General features: G+C 43.9%; 28 protein-coding genes. All 28 read right to left on the bottom strand.

The features are described from left to right. Positions 1 to 93: 93 nt before the first annotated feature. On the bottom strand, positions 94 to 1011 hold the full coding sequence (gene rapZ / locus ACWHYD_RS02890) for an RNase adapter RapZ (protein WP_447964423.1): 918 nt from the start codon (positions 1009 to 1011) through the stop codon (positions 94 to 96). Positions 1012 to 1143: 132 nt separating this feature from the next. Beyond that, positions 1144 to 2661, bottom strand: a complete 1518-nt coding sequence (gene rpoN, locus ACWHYD_RS02885; protein WP_447964422.1) for an RNA polymerase factor sigma-54 — start codon at positions 2659 to 2661, stop codon at positions 1144 to 1146. Between the two features lie 20 nt (positions 2662 to 2681). Beyond that, positions 2682 to 3434: an LPS export ABC transporter ATP-binding protein gene (gene lptB / locus ACWHYD_RS02880; protein ID WP_447964421.1), complete on the bottom strand. Its 753-nt coding sequence runs from the start codon at positions 3432 to 3434 to the stop codon at positions 2682 to 2684. 205 nt (positions 3435 to 3639) lie between these two features. Next, positions 3640 to 4155, bottom strand: coding sequence for an LptA/OstA family protein (locus ACWHYD_RS02875; protein ID WP_447964420.1), 516 nt, complete (start codon positions 4153 to 4155; stop codon positions 3640 to 3642). Positions 4156 to 4163: 8 nt separating this feature from the next. Then, positions 4164 to 4742 (bottom strand): LPS export ABC transporter periplasmic protein LptC, encoded by a 579-nt coding sequence (gene lptC, locus ACWHYD_RS02870; RefSeq protein WP_447964419.1) that lies wholly within the window; start codon positions 4740 to 4742, stop codon positions 4164 to 4166. Positions 4743 to 4929: 187 nt separating this feature from the next. Continuing rightward, on the bottom strand, positions 4930 to 5328 hold the full coding sequence (gene rplQ / locus ACWHYD_RS02865) for a 50S ribosomal protein L17 (protein ID WP_447964418.1): 399 nt from the start codon (positions 5326 to 5328) through the stop codon (positions 4930 to 4932). Between the two features lie 23 nt (positions 5329 to 5351). Beyond that, the gene (locus tag ACWHYD_RS02860) at positions 5352 to 6338 is read right to left on the bottom strand and encodes a DNA-directed RNA polymerase subunit alpha (RefSeq protein WP_447964417.1); all 987 of its coding nucleotides are present in this window, start codon (positions 6336 to 6338) and stop codon (positions 5352 to 5354) included. An 82-nt stretch (positions 6339 to 6420) separates the two neighbouring features. Continuing rightward, positions 6421 to 7050, bottom strand: a complete 630-nt coding sequence (gene rpsD / locus ACWHYD_RS02855) for a 30S ribosomal protein S4 (protein WP_447964416.1) — start codon at positions 7048 to 7050, stop codon at positions 6421 to 6423. A 64-nt stretch (positions 7051 to 7114) separates the two neighbouring features. After that, positions 7115 to 7498 (bottom strand): 30S ribosomal protein S11, encoded by a 384-nt coding sequence (gene rpsK / locus ACWHYD_RS02850; RefSeq protein WP_342346637.1) that lies wholly within the window; start codon positions 7496 to 7498, stop codon positions 7115 to 7117. Between the two features lie 20 nt (positions 7499 to 7518). Beyond that, entirely contained in the window at positions 7519 to 7890 is a 372-nt protein-coding gene (gene rpsM / locus ACWHYD_RS02845; protein ID WP_447964415.1) for a 30S ribosomal protein S13, read from the bottom strand. A 60-nt stretch (positions 7891 to 7950) separates the two neighbouring features. Further along, on the bottom strand, positions 7951 to 8064 hold the full coding sequence (rpmJ, locus tag ACWHYD_RS02840; RefSeq protein WP_312646280.1) for a 50S ribosomal protein L36: 114 nt from the start codon (positions 8062 to 8064) through the stop codon (positions 7951 to 7953). An 11-nt stretch (positions 8065 to 8075) separates the two neighbouring features. Beyond that, positions 8076 to 8294: a translation initiation factor IF-1 gene (gene infA / locus ACWHYD_RS02835; protein WP_447964414.1), complete on the bottom strand. Its 219-nt coding sequence runs from the start codon at positions 8292 to 8294 to the stop codon at positions 8076 to 8078. A 30-nt stretch (positions 8295 to 8324) separates the two neighbouring features. After that, positions 8325 to 9071, bottom strand: coding sequence for a type I methionyl aminopeptidase (gene map, locus ACWHYD_RS02830; RefSeq protein ID WP_447964413.1), 747 nt, complete (start codon positions 9069 to 9071; stop codon positions 8325 to 8327). A gap of 1 nt (position 9072) precedes the next feature. Further along, complete coding sequence (locus ACWHYD_RS02825) at positions 9073 to 9723, bottom strand: adenylate kinase (RefSeq protein WP_447964412.1); 651 nt, start codon at positions 9721 to 9723, stop codon at positions 9073 to 9075. A gap of 4 nt (positions 9724 to 9727) precedes the next feature. Next, positions 9728 to 11041 (bottom strand): preprotein translocase subunit SecY, encoded by a 1314-nt coding sequence (secY, locus tag ACWHYD_RS02820; RefSeq protein ID WP_447964411.1) that lies wholly within the window; start codon positions 11039 to 11041, stop codon positions 9728 to 9730. Next, positions 11034 to 11483 (bottom strand): 50S ribosomal protein L15, encoded by a 450-nt coding sequence (gene rplO, locus ACWHYD_RS02815; RefSeq protein ID WP_447964410.1) that lies wholly within the window; start codon positions 11481 to 11483, stop codon positions 11034 to 11036. Before rplO ends, secY begins: the two co-directional genes overlap by 8 nt. Further along, positions 11480 to 11668, bottom strand: a complete 189-nt coding sequence (rpmD, locus tag ACWHYD_RS02810; RefSeq protein ID WP_447964409.1) for a 50S ribosomal protein L30 — start codon at positions 11666 to 11668, stop codon at positions 11480 to 11482. The genes rplO and rpmD overlap by 4 nt, the downstream gene beginning before the upstream one ends. A 37-nt stretch (positions 11669 to 11705) precedes the next feature. Beyond that, positions 11706 to 12200, bottom strand: a complete 495-nt coding sequence (gene rpsE / locus ACWHYD_RS02805) for a 30S ribosomal protein S5 (RefSeq protein WP_447964408.1) — start codon at positions 12198 to 12200, stop codon at positions 11706 to 11708. A 44-nt stretch (positions 12201 to 12244) separates the two neighbouring features. Further along, positions 12245 to 12610 carry a 50S ribosomal protein L18 gene (gene rplR, locus ACWHYD_RS02800; protein WP_447964407.1) on the bottom strand — a complete coding sequence of 122 codons (366 nt, stop codon included), beginning with the start codon at positions 12608 to 12610 and terminating at the stop codon, positions 12245 to 12247. Between the two features lie 9 nt (positions 12611 to 12619). Then, positions 12620 to 13159 (bottom strand): 50S ribosomal protein L6, encoded by a 540-nt coding sequence (rplF, locus tag ACWHYD_RS02795; RefSeq protein ID WP_447964406.1) that lies wholly within the window; start codon positions 13157 to 13159, stop codon positions 12620 to 12622. Between the two features lie 45 nt (positions 13160 to 13204). Continuing rightward, positions 13205 to 13612: a 30S ribosomal protein S8 gene (gene rpsH, locus ACWHYD_RS02790; protein ID WP_447964405.1), complete on the bottom strand. Its 408-nt coding sequence runs from the start codon at positions 13610 to 13612 to the stop codon at positions 13205 to 13207. A 63-nt stretch (positions 13613 to 13675) separates the two neighbouring features. Next, positions 13676 to 13861 (bottom strand): type Z 30S ribosomal protein S14, encoded by a 186-nt coding sequence (locus ACWHYD_RS02785; protein ID WP_447964404.1) that lies wholly within the window; start codon positions 13859 to 13861, stop codon positions 13676 to 13678. An 18-nt stretch (positions 13862 to 13879) separates the two neighbouring features. Beyond that, positions 13880 to 14509, bottom strand: a complete 630-nt coding sequence (gene rplE, locus ACWHYD_RS02780) for a 50S ribosomal protein L5 (protein ID WP_447965813.1) — start codon at positions 14507 to 14509, stop codon at positions 13880 to 13882. After that, positions 14506 to 14838, bottom strand: a complete 333-nt coding sequence (gene rplX / locus ACWHYD_RS02775) for a 50S ribosomal protein L24 (protein WP_447964403.1) — start codon at positions 14836 to 14838, stop codon at positions 14506 to 14508. Before rplX ends, rplE begins: the two co-directional genes overlap by 4 nt. A gap of 10 nt (positions 14839 to 14848) precedes the next feature. Beyond that, positions 14849 to 15217 carry a 50S ribosomal protein L14 gene (gene rplN / locus ACWHYD_RS02770; protein WP_312646266.1) on the bottom strand — a complete coding sequence of 123 codons (369 nt, stop codon included), beginning with the start codon at positions 15215 to 15217 and terminating at the stop codon, positions 14849 to 14851. A 59-nt stretch (positions 15218 to 15276) separates the two neighbouring features. Continuing rightward, positions 15277 to 15543, bottom strand: coding sequence for a 30S ribosomal protein S17 (gene rpsQ / locus ACWHYD_RS02765; RefSeq protein ID WP_447964402.1), 267 nt, complete (start codon positions 15541 to 15543; stop codon positions 15277 to 15279). Between the two features lie 33 nt (positions 15544 to 15576). Then, a complete protein-coding gene (gene rpmC / locus ACWHYD_RS02760; RefSeq protein ID WP_447964401.1) occupies positions 15577 to 15765 on the bottom strand; it encodes a 50S ribosomal protein L29 in 189 nt (62 codons plus the stop codon). A 9-nt stretch (positions 15766 to 15774) separates the two neighbouring features. Beyond that, positions 15775 to 16197: a 50S ribosomal protein L16 gene (gene rplP, locus ACWHYD_RS02755; RefSeq protein WP_447964400.1), complete on the bottom strand. Its 423-nt coding sequence runs from the start codon at positions 16195 to 16197 to the stop codon at positions 15775 to 15777.

Raw genomic sequence — 16197 nt, 5'->3', positions numbered from 1 at the left:
CGACAATGACAAAAAGAATGGGCTTTAAAAGCAGAAATTTCTGGAATGTGGGAACTAATTCTGAGGAAAAGGCTACTCAAGGGCGAAGGGAAATTAGCCTGGATTCGCCTCTTTTGATATTTCTCGATGGTGAATCGTGACGTCATAGCCCAAAATATTCAAAATCTCTTTCATACGCAGGACCATCGCCACCGATCGATGTCTCCCACCCGTACACCCGAAAGCAACGGTAACATAACTTCGTTGTTCCCTTTCGAACATTGGCAACAAAAAAGCAAACAATTCTTTTAAATGGTCAAGAAAGACTTTCGCCTCCCTCGTGTCTAGGACAAAACGTTGAATATCGCCATGCTCCCCTGTTAAAGGCTGAAGGTCAGGCACGAAATGAGGATTGCGAAGAAAACGGACATCAAACACCATATCCACATCGAAGGGCACTCCGAATTTATAGCCAAAACTCATGAGACTAAGTTTCAGGACTTGCCCTTCACCCCTCTCTCGATAATGTTTAATGATCCAGGCTTTGAGATCGTGAACGGAAAACTCCGACGTATCCAGCACGCGATGGGCTCTAGCCCGAAGACTTTGTAACCGTTCACGCTCTAATTGAATGCCCTCAATAATCGGTCGATGGGGGAGTAATGGATGCGGACGCCGAGATTCAGAAAAACGCCTGACTAAAATATCATCATGTGCCTCTAAAAAAAGCAATTCAACGTGACAGCCATCACTTTGTAAAGCTTCGAGATTGCTCAATAGATCCTCAAAAAAAGCCCGTTCACGAATATCAATCCCCAGGGCAACCTTCCTCACATCTTTGTCAGGTTGAATACACAATTCAGTGAATTTTTGAAATAAGGCCGGTGGAAGATTATCCACACAGAAAAAGCCCAAATCCTCTAAGCACTTCAAGGCTTGGGTTTTGCCAGATCCCGACGTCCCCGTCACCATCATCAGTTGAAGTGGCAACGGATCGTTTTTCAGAGAAGCTTGAGGTGACTCACTCGGCATCGTTTCGCTTCCACAATCATCGTGCATGGACCGGCTCATTTCAACCAGACTAACGGAAACCTGAGACTCAATGAGATCAGCTTTCTGCAACACTCACTATTGTGTCTGGGGCCTGAAGTCCGCTGTTAAGAATTATGTGGGAATTCTTTTTCGTTGGCTAGCAGAAGAAATATGTAATTCAGCCCGATATTTCGCTACAGTTCGACGGGCAATCAAAATATTTTTATGACGGAGCCTGGAGACGATCTCCTGATCTTTCAACGGATTGGCTGCATCTTCTTGTGCCACCATCTCCCGAATCATCTCACGAACAGTAACAGAGGACATATCCTCTCCACGGTTGTCAGCCCGCTGAATCCCTGCATTAAAAAAGAATTTCAGTTCAAGAATTCCCTGGGGGCAATGCAAATACTTATTGGTCGTCACCCGGCTAATTGTTGACTCATGCATACCCACATCTTCGGCCACCTGCTTCAAGACTAATGGCCGAAGATACTGAATCCCCTTTTCCAAAAAAGCTTCTTGAAACTTCACCAGGCTTTTGACGACTTTCACAATCGTTTTGTTCCTCTGATCAATACTCCGAATAATCCATTGTGCGCCCTTCAATTTTTCTTCAAGATAGTTTTTCGTATTCCCAGCATCTTCGCCGGAGTGGGAAAGGAGGCGCCGATAATACGGACTGATTCTCAATCGAGGGAGGCCATCATCATTTAACAGCACGACCCACTCCCCTTCATACTTCACGACGTAGACATCTGGAATAATAATTGAGTTACTATCCGAAAAATAGGGGCGACCTGGCTTCGGTTCCAGACTCTCTATCACCCGAACAGCTTCATAGACTTCATCCAGAGTCACGCTCAATGTTTTGGCTACAGACTGATACCGTTTTTTCTGAAGATCGACTAAATGATCTTTCAGGATAGCAGCCACCACATGCATGGGCACCGCTGCTTGCAAATGAGAGGTTAGTTCAGTCTCATCATGTTGTAGATGATCCAGTTGGATCAATAAGCATTCTGCCAAATCCCGAGCCGCAACGCCTGGAGGATCAAACTGCTGAATCTGACGGAGCACCCCCTCAACATGTTCAACAGAGCATTTGGCGTCTTCAGCTAATTCGGCAATAGGCACGCGCATATACCCGTCTTCATCCAAATTCCCAATGATCATTCTGCCAATATCTCGGTCATCCCCTGCAAGAGATGAGAGACGAAGTTGCCAATCCAGATGCTCCTCAAGAGAAGTCGGTTTGGTGAGAGTTTGTTCATATGAAGGGAACTCTTCATCTCCCGAGTAGGCCTCTTCCCGCTGGGCAGGCCGCCAATCATTTCCCAAAATATTGTCCCACTCTTCGGAGGACAACGGCTCGCCTTCTTTGATGGTTGGTTGAACCTCCGCGACCTCACCTGAAGGCTCACTTTCGGTGTCAGGCTCTTTCACCTGTCCCACAGACTCTTCTCCCACTGAAGGTTCTTCATCCTGGGCTTCCAGGGCCAAATCTTCTAAGAGGGGATTTTCTACTAAGTGTTGAGCCAAAGTTTGCTGAAGTTCTAAACGTGAGAGTTGCAACAACTTAATTGCTTGTTGCAGTTGGGGAGTCATCACCAACTTTTGAGATAACCGAAGGTCTAACCGAAGATCCATTGCAGAAACCCACTTCCTCTTTATTGCATCATTCTGAAGCGTTCGCCCAGGTAGACAGCCCTGGCTTTTGGACTATTCACAATGACATCAGGTGGACCACTTTCTAAAATCGTTCCTTCGCTTATTATATAGGCTCGATCGGTAATGGAAAGCGTATCTTGGACATTGTGGTCTGTAATCAAGATGCCGATATTTTTCCTTTTTAAACTGGTTAATATATCTTGAATATCCCCCACCGCAATTGGATCAATTCCGGCAAAAGGCTCATCCAGGAGTAAGAATTTTGGGTTTGTGGCTAATGCGCGCGTAATCTCCAAACGTCGACGCTCTCCACCTGAGAGAGTATAGGAACCATGTCTACGAAGCCGAGTCAGATCCAACTCCTCTAACAATTCATCTAATCTCGCTTTCCGGCCAGACGCAGGGAGATTTAACGTCTCCAAGACCGCCAATACATTATCTTCAACCGAGAGTCTTCGAAAAATTGAAGCTTCTTGTGGCAAATATCCAATTCCCCGCCTTGCCCGCTTGTACATGGGCAGGAAAGTAATCTCATCGTTGTTGAGAAATATTTTCCCTTGGTCAGGTTGACAAAGCCCCACCACCATATCAAAAATCGTCGTCTTGCCAGCACCATTAGGACCGAGAAGCCCAACAACTTCTCCTCCCAACAATTCCAAACTGACGCCCCTAACGACTTGTCGACCTTTATAGCTCTTCTTTAAATCCTTGGCAGAAATTCTATGAAGAGATTTCCCACGTGCTTCATGCATTTGCATTCCTTGATTCAATCATGCGGATCTCAATTTCCAAGAAAACGTTGAACCGAGCAGATTCCTCAAACTCAAGTCACAGAATCTACGATCAAACCATGATTGGGTTGATCGGCCCTTGTCAATCACAATCAAAAATCCAGTTTTATGGGAGCACGATGAATACACCAAGAATCATGGCAGTCGGATTACAAGCCTGCAAATTCTAATTTTGCTCCGATCCATCAATTATTACCCGGGTTCCACCTTCTACCATACTCCGGTTTTCTTTTAAAAACATGGTCATTTTGGGACCGCTAATTCTTGTTCCGGTCTGCCAGGCTACGGGAGAACCGGTCAAGATAACCTTTTCTTCCGATTTGTAATACAAGGCATGTTGACTGGTAGCTCGACTTTCCCCTTTTTCAATTCTCACATTCCCTTTCGCCTCAATATAATTAATTTCATTTCCAGATTCTGATTTGGCTCCTGAATCTGTTGCAGGAGAGGGATTTGAAGGTGCTTTTTCTTTGAAATACACGATCATCACATCGGAATGCACCACCAGTTCGCCTTGAACCATTTTGACTGCCCCTTGAAAGATGGCGACATTTTTTTCGCTACTGGCCGTCATCGTCTTCGAAGTAATGACCGTAGAGGCTTTTGGCTCTTCTCCCATTGCCACAATGGGAACGTGGACCAGTATAATCGCAAATATCAACCAACCGAATGAGATCGGCAATGAAACTCTTATGGCGACACCAACTCAGCACGAACATTTTTGAGCAAATGAAACTCACGCTTATCCACGTCTCCTTCTAATCCTGTTCCGGTAATGGTTAAGCCATCCCCTTTGATAAGCACTTGATCCGGAGTGTGTATCTGCCGTGCTTCTTCGTTCCAGGTCAATTTATCTGAAAACACTTGATAACCAGACTCAAAAGTCATAACAGTTTTTTCATTTTTGCTTATTAACTCAAAGTCATTGCTTGATGTATTCATTACGCCTTTTTCAGAGGTAATTTTTAATTGTTCCTTTTGAAACTCTCCATCAAAAAGGTGGACTTGAACCGTTTCCAACTTGGCTACATGCTCTTTATCAAAGACCTTAGCTTGATCAGCATTTACAACCCATTTTGTTGAGCCGGATCGAGTTTGACGGTAATTAAATCCCTGAATCCACGCGTCAGCTCCTTGCTGTTCCTCTAATGTTACCAAAGTTGTGTCTTGGCTTCGTGTTTGCATGTGATTTATCACACGACTTCCGATAAATATTGTCATACCTAAAACTAGCAGAGTTAAAACCGCTCTCGTACCATAAAATTGCATTTATCCCTGCTCGGTCGAACGACCACCCTTAGGGTAAAAAACCCATAAAAAAGAATAGCACAGGGTCCAGGTCAAGTAAATAAAAGACCTTAACCCTGTGACATATTGAAGGAGGAGAGAAGAAACTATGCTGGAGGAATAGGAGCAGTGAGAATGATAGATTTAAAAGACTACGCTCTATACATTTCTAACTGGGGGTTGAGGAAACTATCTCCTTATCGGATTCATTCGTTTTTTCAACCAATTCAATAGCTACCAGTTTTGCTGCGTCCCCTGGGCGTTGACGAGTTTTAATAATCCTTGTATAGCCACCGTTCCTCTCAGGAAAACGCTTGGCAACGTCATCAAAAAGCTTTTGAACCGTTTGTTTGGTTCGTAACACACGCAAAGCCCCTCTTCTGGCTTGAAGAGTTCCTTGCTTCCCAAGAGTAATCAGTCTATCGGTGATCCCACGAAGTTCTTTCGCTTTAGCCTCCGTGGTTTCAATTCGCTCATGTTCCATGAGAGATGTGACCAAATTTCTAAATAAAGCCAACCGATGTTTACTGTTTCGCCCTAATTGTCTACCGCGTTTTCTATGACGCACAATACACGTCCTTTGAAAAAAGTTCAGGTTTGGGATTCTGTCACTTCACTCACTTTGGTTCCTAAGGTCAACCCCATTTCTGCTAAGACCTCTTTAATTTCATTCAATGATTTTTTCCCAAAGTTTTTAGTCTTCAACATTTCATTTTCGCTTTTATGAACCAAATCACCTATTGATTTAATGTTAGCATTTTTCAGGCAATTTGCAGCGCGGACCGACAGTTCTAATTCATTTACACTTCGAAATAGATGTTGGTTAATCAACATCTTGCTCTCATCTCCACCCTCTTCTTGAGCTGGCTCTCCCCTTTCTTCAGATGGCAGGCAAATATCAAGATGATTGCGAAGAATTCCTGCCGCTGAGGTGACAGCTTCCTGCGGAGTTATGCTTCCGTCCGTCCACACTTCCAGAATGAGTTTATCATAATCTGTGATCCGACCAACCCGAGCACTTTCCACACTGAAATTAACCCGTTTAATGGGAGAAAAAACAGAGTCTACCGGGATGACCCCTATTGGCAACCCTTCTTCTTTATTCCGTTCAGCAGGAACATACCCACGTCCAGGTTTCACAATGAGTTCAATATCCAACATCCCATCTTTATCCAAAGTAGCAATATGAAAATCTGGGTTCAAAACTACCACGTCCGGGTCTACAGATAAATCTGCGGCTAACACTTCCCCAGGCCCCTTCTTTTTCAGGCGTATCGCCTTAGCCTTGTCAGAATGCAAACGCAACCGTAACGCCTTAATATTCAAAATGATAATCGTAACATCCTCGGTCACACCGGGAATGGTCGAAAACTCATGATATACTCCTTCAATCTTTACGGAGGTGACAGCTGCTCCAGGAAGCGAAGAAAGCAAGACCCGCCTAAGGGAATTCCCCATGGTGGTTCCAAAACCTCGCTCAAATGGTTCGGCCGTAAACTTGCCATAAGTAGGTGAAGCAGTGTCCTTTTCCAATTCCAACTTCGTGGGTATTTGGAAATCCTTCATGCTATTTATCATAAGGATCGCGTCTCCCTTTCTTGGTCCCAAGGCCATATATGTGATCCATTCGAAACATCCGCTCTATCTCCGGCAGGAAAATTTACCGTGAATACAGCTCCACTACAATCTGTTCATTGACCAGAACATCAATGTCCTGTTTAGTGGGAATGGCTTGGACGGTACCCTTTAATAAATTCCGCTCCATCTCTAACCAATTCGGAACTCCCCGACCACTGGTAATTTCCAGGGCGGCTTGGACCGGAACAAGCTGACGGCTCTTCTCCCTGATTTCGATAATATCCCCGACGTTCACGGTTACCGAAGCAATAGTGACTTTTCGGCCATTTAACATCACATGACCGTGATTCACCAACTGTCTGGCTTGGCCACGTGATGAGGCAAATCCCAGGCGATACACAACATTATCAAGTCTTCGCTCTAGCAGGCTCAACAAATGCTCGCCGGTGATCCCCTTACGTCTGACGGCTCGATGGTAGGTATTCAGGAATTGTCGTTCCTGCATACCATATACACGCCGAAGCTTTTGTTTTTCCCTTAGCTGAGTGCCATATTCCGTCGCACGGCCTCGCCGTGACTGCCCATGCTGTCCAGGAGGATAACTTCGACGCTCAATTGCGCATTTTTCAGTCATACACCTAGTGCCTTTTAAAAACAACTTCACTCCCTCACGCCGACATAACCGACATACAGGACCAGTATATTTGGCCATGGACTTTCTCCCCCTATCTCCAGTTCACGAAAAACCGATAATCTACAAAAACCTCTCTGATAAATTACACTCGCCTTCGCTTAGGAGGCCGACACCCATTATGGGGAATCGGCGTTACATCACGAATAAGATTGACTCGCAAACCAGCGGATTGAAGGGCTCTCACTGCGGCTTCTCGTCCAGACCCAGGGCCATTTACATAGACATCCACTTGTCGAAGGCCAAATTCCATTGCTTTTTTTGCCGCCACTTCACCTGCCCGCGTAGCGGCAAATGGGGTGCTCTTTCTCGACCCCTTAAATCCTTGACTACCGGCACTGGCCCAAGTTACAGCCCCACCGGTCATATCCGTTATCGTCACGATGGTATTATTAAATGAGGCCATGATATGCACGATACCGACTTGTAAAACTTTTCTATCCTTCTTTTTTCCCTTTTTAACACTCATGAAAGATCCCTTTCAGCAGCTCATTTCCTAACTTTTCCCCCAATAGCCCCACGTCGCCCTTTTCTCGTTCGTGAATTTGTTTTTGTCCTCTGACCTCTCACCGGCAGACCTTTCCGATGTCGTAACCCACGATAAGTTCCGATATCCATCAAACGTTTAATACTCATCGTGATTTCTTTCCTAAGGTCACCCTCTACGTCGTAATCCTTGTCAATTGTCTCCCTCAAACGGACCACTTCATCTTCTTCTAGGTCCTTCACCCTCGTTTCAGGAGAAACACCCGTCTTTTGCAATATATCCCGTGAACTGGCAGGACCAATTCCGAAAATATAGGTTAATCCAACATCGATCCGTTTTCCTACCGGCAATTCTACGCCTGCGATACGAGCCATTTCTTACTTTCCTCTCTCTAGGGATTGGCTTAATCTATCCACCAAAAACATTGACGAACCTTACCCCTGTCGCTGCTTGTGTTTGGGGTTTGTGCATAGAACTCTTACAACCCCTTTGCGGCGAATGACCTTACATTTAACACAAATTGGTTTTACTGATGATTTAACTTTCACGATAACAACCTCTATTTAAACCGATAGGTAATCCGTCCACGAGTCAGGTCATATGGAGATAATTCCACTGTCACCTTATCTCCTGGCAAAATTCTAATAAAATGCATCCGCATCTTTCCAGAAATATGAGCTAATATCCTATGTCCATTTTCTAACTGAACCCGAAACATCGCATTCGGCAAAGTTTCTGTTACTGCCCCTTGAACCTCGATAATATCTTCTTTTCCCATGAGGAAATTTACCTGACCTCCAACCTAGGACTAACCTGTTAAAATGCGAGGCGCACCATTCGCTTCAATTGTGATTGTGTGTTCAAAGTGGGCAGAAAGTGAATTATCGCAAGTGACTGCCGTCCATCCATCTTTCAAGACTTTGACCGCCGATCCTCCCAGATTAACCATTGGCTCTATGGCAAGAGCCATACCAGGCTTTAAACGCGGTCCCTGTCCTGGCCTTCCATAATTTGGAACCTGAGGCTCTTCGTGCAACTGGCGCCCAATACCATGGCCCACAAAATCACGCACAACCGAATACCCATGATTTTCTACATGTGTTTGAATGGCAAAAGAAATATCTGAAAGACGATTACCCACAACAGCCTTTTCGAGTCCTTTAAGTAGGGCTTCTCGAGTGACTTCAATCAATAATTGAATTTTTTCAGGAACGGCCCCAACCGAAACTGTCACAGCTCCATCTCCATAAAACCCCTCAACAATGGCCCCCACATCCAATCCGATGATATCTCCCTCTTTCAATTCACGCCTTGAGGGTATTCCATGAACGACTTCTTCGTTAATAGATGCACAAAGACTATTGGGGAAATTTCTATACCCTTTAAAAGCTGGAATTCCACCCATTTCAAGAATACATTCCTCTGTAAGCCTATCTAATTCCAAGGTAGTTATACCTGGTCTCACTGCATTTACCAGCAATTGATGACAATGAGTTACAATTTTCCCGGCACGAGCAATGAGTTCAATTTCCTCAGCCGTTTTTATGATGATCATTCTATCTTGACTGGGTAAGGAGAGCTACCAATCTATCCTGAACCGTAGAAACTACCCCTGACCCATCCAATTCTGAAAGAATTCCCCGGTCCTTATAATATTGGATTAAGGGCTCTGTTTGCTTTTGATATACAACCAATCTGGATTGAATAGTTTCCGGTTTATCATCAGTTCGTTGGATAAGTGGCACTTCACATTCATTGCATACCCCATTTTTTTTTGGTGGTATGGACTTGAGGTGATATACTACCTTACATTTTGGGCAACTCCTTCTTCCACTTATTCGTTCGATTATGTCAGATTCTGGAAGAGAAAAATATACAACACGATCAATGGCCTCTCCATTCCCTCCCAAAAACGTTGACAATTTATCTGCTTGGGCTACCGTTCGAGGAAATCCATCTAACAGAAAACCTTCACGGCACTCTGAAGATGCCAATTTTTCTTCAACCAAACCAATTACTACATTATCGGGAACTAATTCCCCACGTTCCATGAAAAGCTTAGCTTCTTTTCCAAGCGTTGTACCACGATCAACGCTTTCCCTAAGCAAATCTCCGGTCGAAAGTTTTTGAATCCCGAATTTTTTTGCAATAAATTCGGCTTGGGTACCTTTTCCAACTCCTGGAGGACCAAGAAATATCACCCTCATTCCATTAACCACTTCTTCCCTTCAAGGAACCTTTTCCAAGAAAGCCCTCATAATTCCGCATGAGCATATGATTTTCAATTTGTTGGGCGGTATCCAAACCCACTCCAATGACAATCAAAAGTGAGGTACCCCCAAAGTAAAATGGCATATTTAGTCTGTAAATCAAAAGTTCCGGAATAACGCATACAATTGCTAAATAAATTGCTCCAGCAAAAGTAATCCTTGTCAGTACCTTATAAATAAAGTCCGCAGTTTTTTGTCCAGGTCTTACCCCAGGGATAAATCCCCCATATTTTTTCATGTTGTCTGCCATATCAACAGGGTTAAGAACCACAGCGGTATAGAAAAAACAGAAAAAGATAATCATCCCAACGTATAGCATCGTATACAACAAAGAACCCGGGGCTAATTGCGCACCGATACTTTGAACCCACGGCACCTGTATGAAACTTGCTATCGTGGCTGGAAATGCGATTATTGATGAAGCAAAAATTGGCGGGATCACACCAGCCGTATTTATTTTCAAAGGTATATGAGTGTTTTGCCCACCATAAACCCGTCTCCCGACTATTCGCTTGGCATATTGAACCGCAATTTTTCTTCGTCCGCTTTCCAGAAACACTATAGCCCCCATTACTGCCAACATCACGACCCCAAGGATTAGCAGTAAGAGGAGGCTGATTTGACCAACCTGATATAGATCAAATGTTTGAACCACCGCACTTGGAAGACTAGCAACGATACCTGAAAAAATTATAAGGGAAATTCCGTTTCCCACCCCGCGTTCGGTAATCTGTTCTCCTAACCACATAAGAAAGGCCGTTCCGGCTACCAACGTAATCACTGTCATCAATCGAAACGGCCAACCAGGGTCAAGAACAAATGCCCCATCATTCATGCCTTCAAGGCCAAGAGCAATACCAAATCCTTGAATTAGGGCAATAAGGATCGTCCCATACCTGGTATACTGAATGATCGTCTTTCTTCCTCGTTCTCCTTCTTTTGCTAATTTCGAAAGATGCGGAACAACGACCGTAAGGAGCTGTAAAATAATTGAGGCGCTAATATAGGGCATTATGCCCAAGGCGAAAATCGTCAATCTCGATAATGCGCCTCCAGAAAAAATATCAAGGAACCCCATGAGGGCTCCGCCTCGTTCAGTAAGAAACTTAAAAAGTTCTTCATTATTAATTCCGGGTGTGGGGACATGAGCCCCGATTCGATATACTGCAAGCATAGACAAGGTGAAAATTACCCGGCTACGCAACTCCGGAATTTTGAAAATATTTTGAATGCTCGTGACAAGCCGCTCAAGCACGGCCAATCACCTTTGCTTGCCCCCCGGCATTCTCAATTTTTTGTTTGGCAGAATCACTAAATTTATGTGCTTCAACAACTATAGGACGGTCGACTTCACCAGATCCAAGTATTTTAATTTGTTGGTTTCGGCCTTTAGTTAACCCAATTTCATTAAATACGGTTGGGTTAAAGTTCGTAGTTTTTTCCTGAGCAACCAAATCTTTAAGATTTATTACGGAATATTGAATCCGGAAAATGTTTGTAAACCCACGTTTGGGTAATCTTCGGGCGAGCGGCATTTGCCCTCCCTCAAAACCAGCTTGATTAGCCCGACCTGAACGGGCCAACAACCCCTTATGCCCTTTTCCAGATGTCTTTCCCAAACCTGAACCAGGCCCACGCCCAAGGCGTTTCCTCTTGGTTCTTGATCCTGGAGACGGATGTAAATCGTGTAGCTTCATGAACCTGCAACCTCAATAAGATGCCTGACTTTATAAATTAAACCCCGTACTTGGGCTGTATCCGGACGACTAACCGTCTGTCCAATTTTCCTAAGTCCAAGCCCCAATAAAACCACACGCATCTTATCTGGATGGCCTATTGTGCTTCGCTTTAATGTAATTGAGAGATTGGTTGGTGTCACCATGATTTCCTGGTTTCCTGACTGGTCATTTCGATATCTATTAATCTTCCATCCCGACAGCGGTTCGACGCAACTCTCTAACTTCATGTGGATCACGGAGTTGACTCAACCCTTGAATGGTTGCTCTCACTGCGTTAAAAGGATTCCCACGACCTAGGGTTTTCGCAACGATATTCTGAGCACCAGCCACTTCCAACAAAGAGCGAACTGCTCCTCCTGCAATGATCCCAGTACCCTGCTTGGCAGGTTTTAAGACAATGTGTTCCCCACCAAAATATCCATGAACCTCATGGGGTATGGTATTCGATTTAAGGGGTATTCTGATAAGATTTTTTTTTGCATGAGCCACGGCTTTAGCTATAGCAGATGGAACTTCAGTCGCTTTACCTTTTCCCACACCCACCCAACCATCACCATCACCCACAACCACCAAGGCCGAAAATGAAAAGCGTTTTCCACCTTTCACTACCTTTGCCACTCGGTTAATTACAACCGGCTTATCTTTTAAATTGAGCTCTTCAACATTAACCCTCACAGAAGTGAATCCTTCCCTTTAGCAAAATTTAAGGCTGGTTCTGATTAGAATTTCAGTCCTCCGGAACGCGCGGCATCTGCCAAAGCCTTTACCCGACCATGATACAATCTTCCACCTCTATCAAAGACGACTAGTTCAATTGGTATGGCTTTTGCCCGTTCAGCGATTGCTTGCCCAACCATTTTCGCCGCTTCAATATTCCCACCAGATTTTATCTTGTCTTTTAAACCAGGGTCGCAGGATGACGCAGAAACCAAAGTGCGCCCAGCCGAATCATCAATGATCTGGGCATAGATATGAGAATTACTTCTAAATACACTTAATCGTGGACGGGAAGACAAGCCCACGATGCGCAAACGGACGCGCCTACTTCGTTTACTTAATCTTTTTTGTTTTTCAAGTATATTCACAAATTCAACCTACTTTTTACCGGCTTTGCCAGCTTTTTTACGAAGTATTTCACCAACATACTTTATACCTTTTTGCTTGTACACATCAGGAACCTTCATACCTCTGATTTGAGCTGCAACCAAGCTAACCATTCGTTTATCAATACCCTTAAGAGAAATCGAAGTTTGTTTGTCAACAGACGCCTCTACCCCTTTTGGCAATCCCATTGATACGGGATGAGCATATCCTACGGAAAAGCTCAATTCTTTTCCTTGAATTTGGGCGCGGTATCCAACCCCCATCACTTCTAGGTTTTCCTGAAAACCCTCCTTCACCCCCTTTACCTGATTTGCGAGTTCAGCCCTTGTTAGTCCATGCAAGGCCTTGAGTTTTGCCGAATCGCTATTCCGGGTTAAGGAAACTTCCTCATTTTCGATACTGATTTGTATTCCTGGGTTTAGGTTCCATTGCAACTCACCGAGCGGTCCCTTCACCAAAACGTTTCCATCAAGGACGCGCACTTCCACGCCCTTTGGAATTGATATCGGCTTTCTTCCAATCCTCGACATGATTTACCTATTAATTAAAAAACCAAGTAAATAAGTATCCAAAAATTACCAAATATGGCACAGAATTTCACCGCCAACCTGGGAACTCCGGCATTGCTCATCCGTTAATAACCCACGGTCAGTGGTCAAGATTGCCAAACCCAATCCACGCATTACCCGTGGCAGATCTTCTTTCCCAGCATAAACTCTACATCCAGGCTTACTTATTCTTTTTATCCCAGTTATGAAGGACTTCTTTTGTCTACCAGGGGCATATCGAAGCGATACTTCAATAACCGGGTGGCCATTGGCACCCGTAGCTGCCTTGTAGTCACGAATAAATCCTTCTTCCTTGAAAATTCGTAGTATATCTTTTTTAACACGAGAAGATGGGATTTTAACCAAATCGTGTCCACGGCGTCCCGCATTTTGAATTCGCACGAATAAATCTGCGAGAGGATCAGTCATCGACATGCTAAAAAACCTCGTATTGAATGATTAGCCAAATACCCAAAAAATCCGTTTACCACAAGAAGTCTACCAACTAGATTTAGTGACACCAGGGATATCACCCTTCAAACTAAGGAAACGAAAACAAATTCGACACATAAGGAAACGTCGCAAAAAACCTCTCACTCTGCCGCAAAGAGCGCAGCGATTATAGTGGCGAACCGTGAACTTTGGCTTTCGCTTAGCCTTATTCTTTAATGCTAACCTTGACACGTACGCTCCTTTCCCTCTCTAGGGTTTTCTAAAAGGCATTCCCAAGTGGGTCAATAAAGATTTGGCTTCATCATTCCGTTGAGCGGTGGTAACAAACGTAATATCCATACCATGTATTGATGCAACATCGTCATATTTAATTTCAGGAAATGCCAGCTGTTCTTTTAAACCCAGAGTATAGTTCCCTCGTCCGTCGAAAGCTTTTGGTGAGATCCCACGGAAATCCCGAATTCTCGGCAAAGCCACGGATACCAATCGGTCCAAGAACTCATGCATTCTTGCGCCCCTTAATGTAACCTTGGTTCCGATCGGAATTCCTTCACGCAATTTAAATCCAGCTATGGCCTTCTTTGAACGAGTCAGGACAGGCTTTTGTCCTGAAATTTGCTCAAGTTCTGCAGCAGCACTTTCTAACAACTTTACATTTTGAACGGCTTCTCCCATTCCAATATTTAAGACAATCCGCTCAACCCGAGGGACCTGCATGGGATTTTGATAGCCAAATTCCTTCATCATAGCCGGAATGACTTTTTCTTGGTACATCGCCTTAATCCTAGGAACATAATCCGTCGGTTTAATAGCAGAAGAACCTACGGCTTTTTCTTTTGTTTTAGCTGTTTGTTTCGTAACCGATTTTGATTTCATCAGCTTTTTTCCAAAACTTCGTTTGAATCTTTTTGGTAAACACGCACTTTTCGTCCATCATCAAAAGTTTTCATTTTAATCCTAGAAGGTTTCTTAGCGGATTCACAGAAAGCCATGACATTTGAAATGGCTATAAAACCTTCCCTTTCAAGAATTCCACCCTGTTTGTTTTTTGCGTTGGGCTTTGTATGACGTTTTAATATGTTGAGCTTTTCAACTGTGACTCTGGCATCTTTTGTTTGGACCTGGAGGACCTTACCCGTCTTCCCACGCTCCTTGCCAGCGATAACCATAACCATATCGCCTTTTTTTATTCGAAATTTTTCAGACATAATAACCTACCTAAATGACTTCTGGGGCCAGAGATATGATTTTCATATATTTCTTCTTTCTTAACTCTCTTGCAACCGGTCCAAAGATACGAGTTCCAACCGGGTCTCCCTGAGCGTTTACTAAGACACAAGCATTCCGGTCAAATTTAATGTGTGAACCATCCTCTCGACGTCGGCCTTTTTTTGTTCGCACAATCACAGCCTTCATCACGTCACCCTTTTTAACGGATGCCTTTGGAATTGCCTCTTTCACTGCCACAACAATAATGTCACCCAAAGATCCATACCGACGCTTTGTACCACCCAATACATGAAAGCACATGACATTTTTCGCGCCTGAATTATCAGCAACATCAAGATAGGTATAATTTTGTATCATTTATTAACTCTATTTCTTACAAACTCAAGGGAAAATATAAGACACCTTCTTCTGTAATCCTAGGTGGTCACTCGCTTAGTTAAGACCTCTGCAACACGCCAGTGCTTGCTCTTGCTTAAAGGGCGCGCATAAACAATATTAACCTGATCACCTATTAGGCATTGGTTTATTTCGTCATGAGCTTTTATCTTGGTTTTTTTTCTCATAACTTTCCCATACAAAGAATGGCGCTCAATGCGAACAACTTCAACCACTACGGTCTTTTGCATTTTATTACTGACAACTTTTCCCGTAAGCGATCGAGGCATAGCCCTGGTCTGTGTCATAGTGGAGCAACTTTCCTTCAAAATCGTGGTTGACTAGGTAGCTTTTTGGCGAAGAACCGTTTGAACCCTGGCGATATTTTTTCTTGTCTCACGTATTCTCATGGGGTTTTCCATTCGCCCCAATGCCAATTGACTCCTAAAATGAAACAATTCTTGTTTCAATTTATTTACTTTTTCAAGCAATTCAATTTTTTCTAAATTTTTTATTTCGTCCATTTCCATATCCAATACCTACAAAACCGGTATTTCGCCACGAATAACAAACTTTGTTGCCACAGGTAACTTATGTCCTGCTAAACGCAAAGCCTCTTCCGCAACGATTTGGGAAACATCATCCATTTCAAACAAAATTCTTCCAGACTTTATAGGTGCAACCCAATACTCAGGGTTCCCCTTTCCTTTTCCCATTCGAACTTCAGCAGGTTTCTTCGTAATGGGTTTATCAGGGAATATTCTGGTCCAAATCCTTCCACCCCTTTTTACATGTCTGGTCATAGCAATACGAGCTGCTTCGATTTGCCTGGCAGTAATTCTTCCGGGCTCCATGGCTTTAAGGCCAAACACCCCGTAGGCGATTTCCCCCCCACGGTAGGCCTTCCCACGCATTCGGCCTTTTTGAACCTTTCTGAATTTTACCCTTTTCGGAGCTAACAT

It is taken from the genome of Nitrospira sp. Ecomares 2.1 (assembly GCF_965152585.1).
Note: the sequence above shows the minus strand (reverse complement) of the source record. Positions and strands in the feature narration are given on the sequence as shown.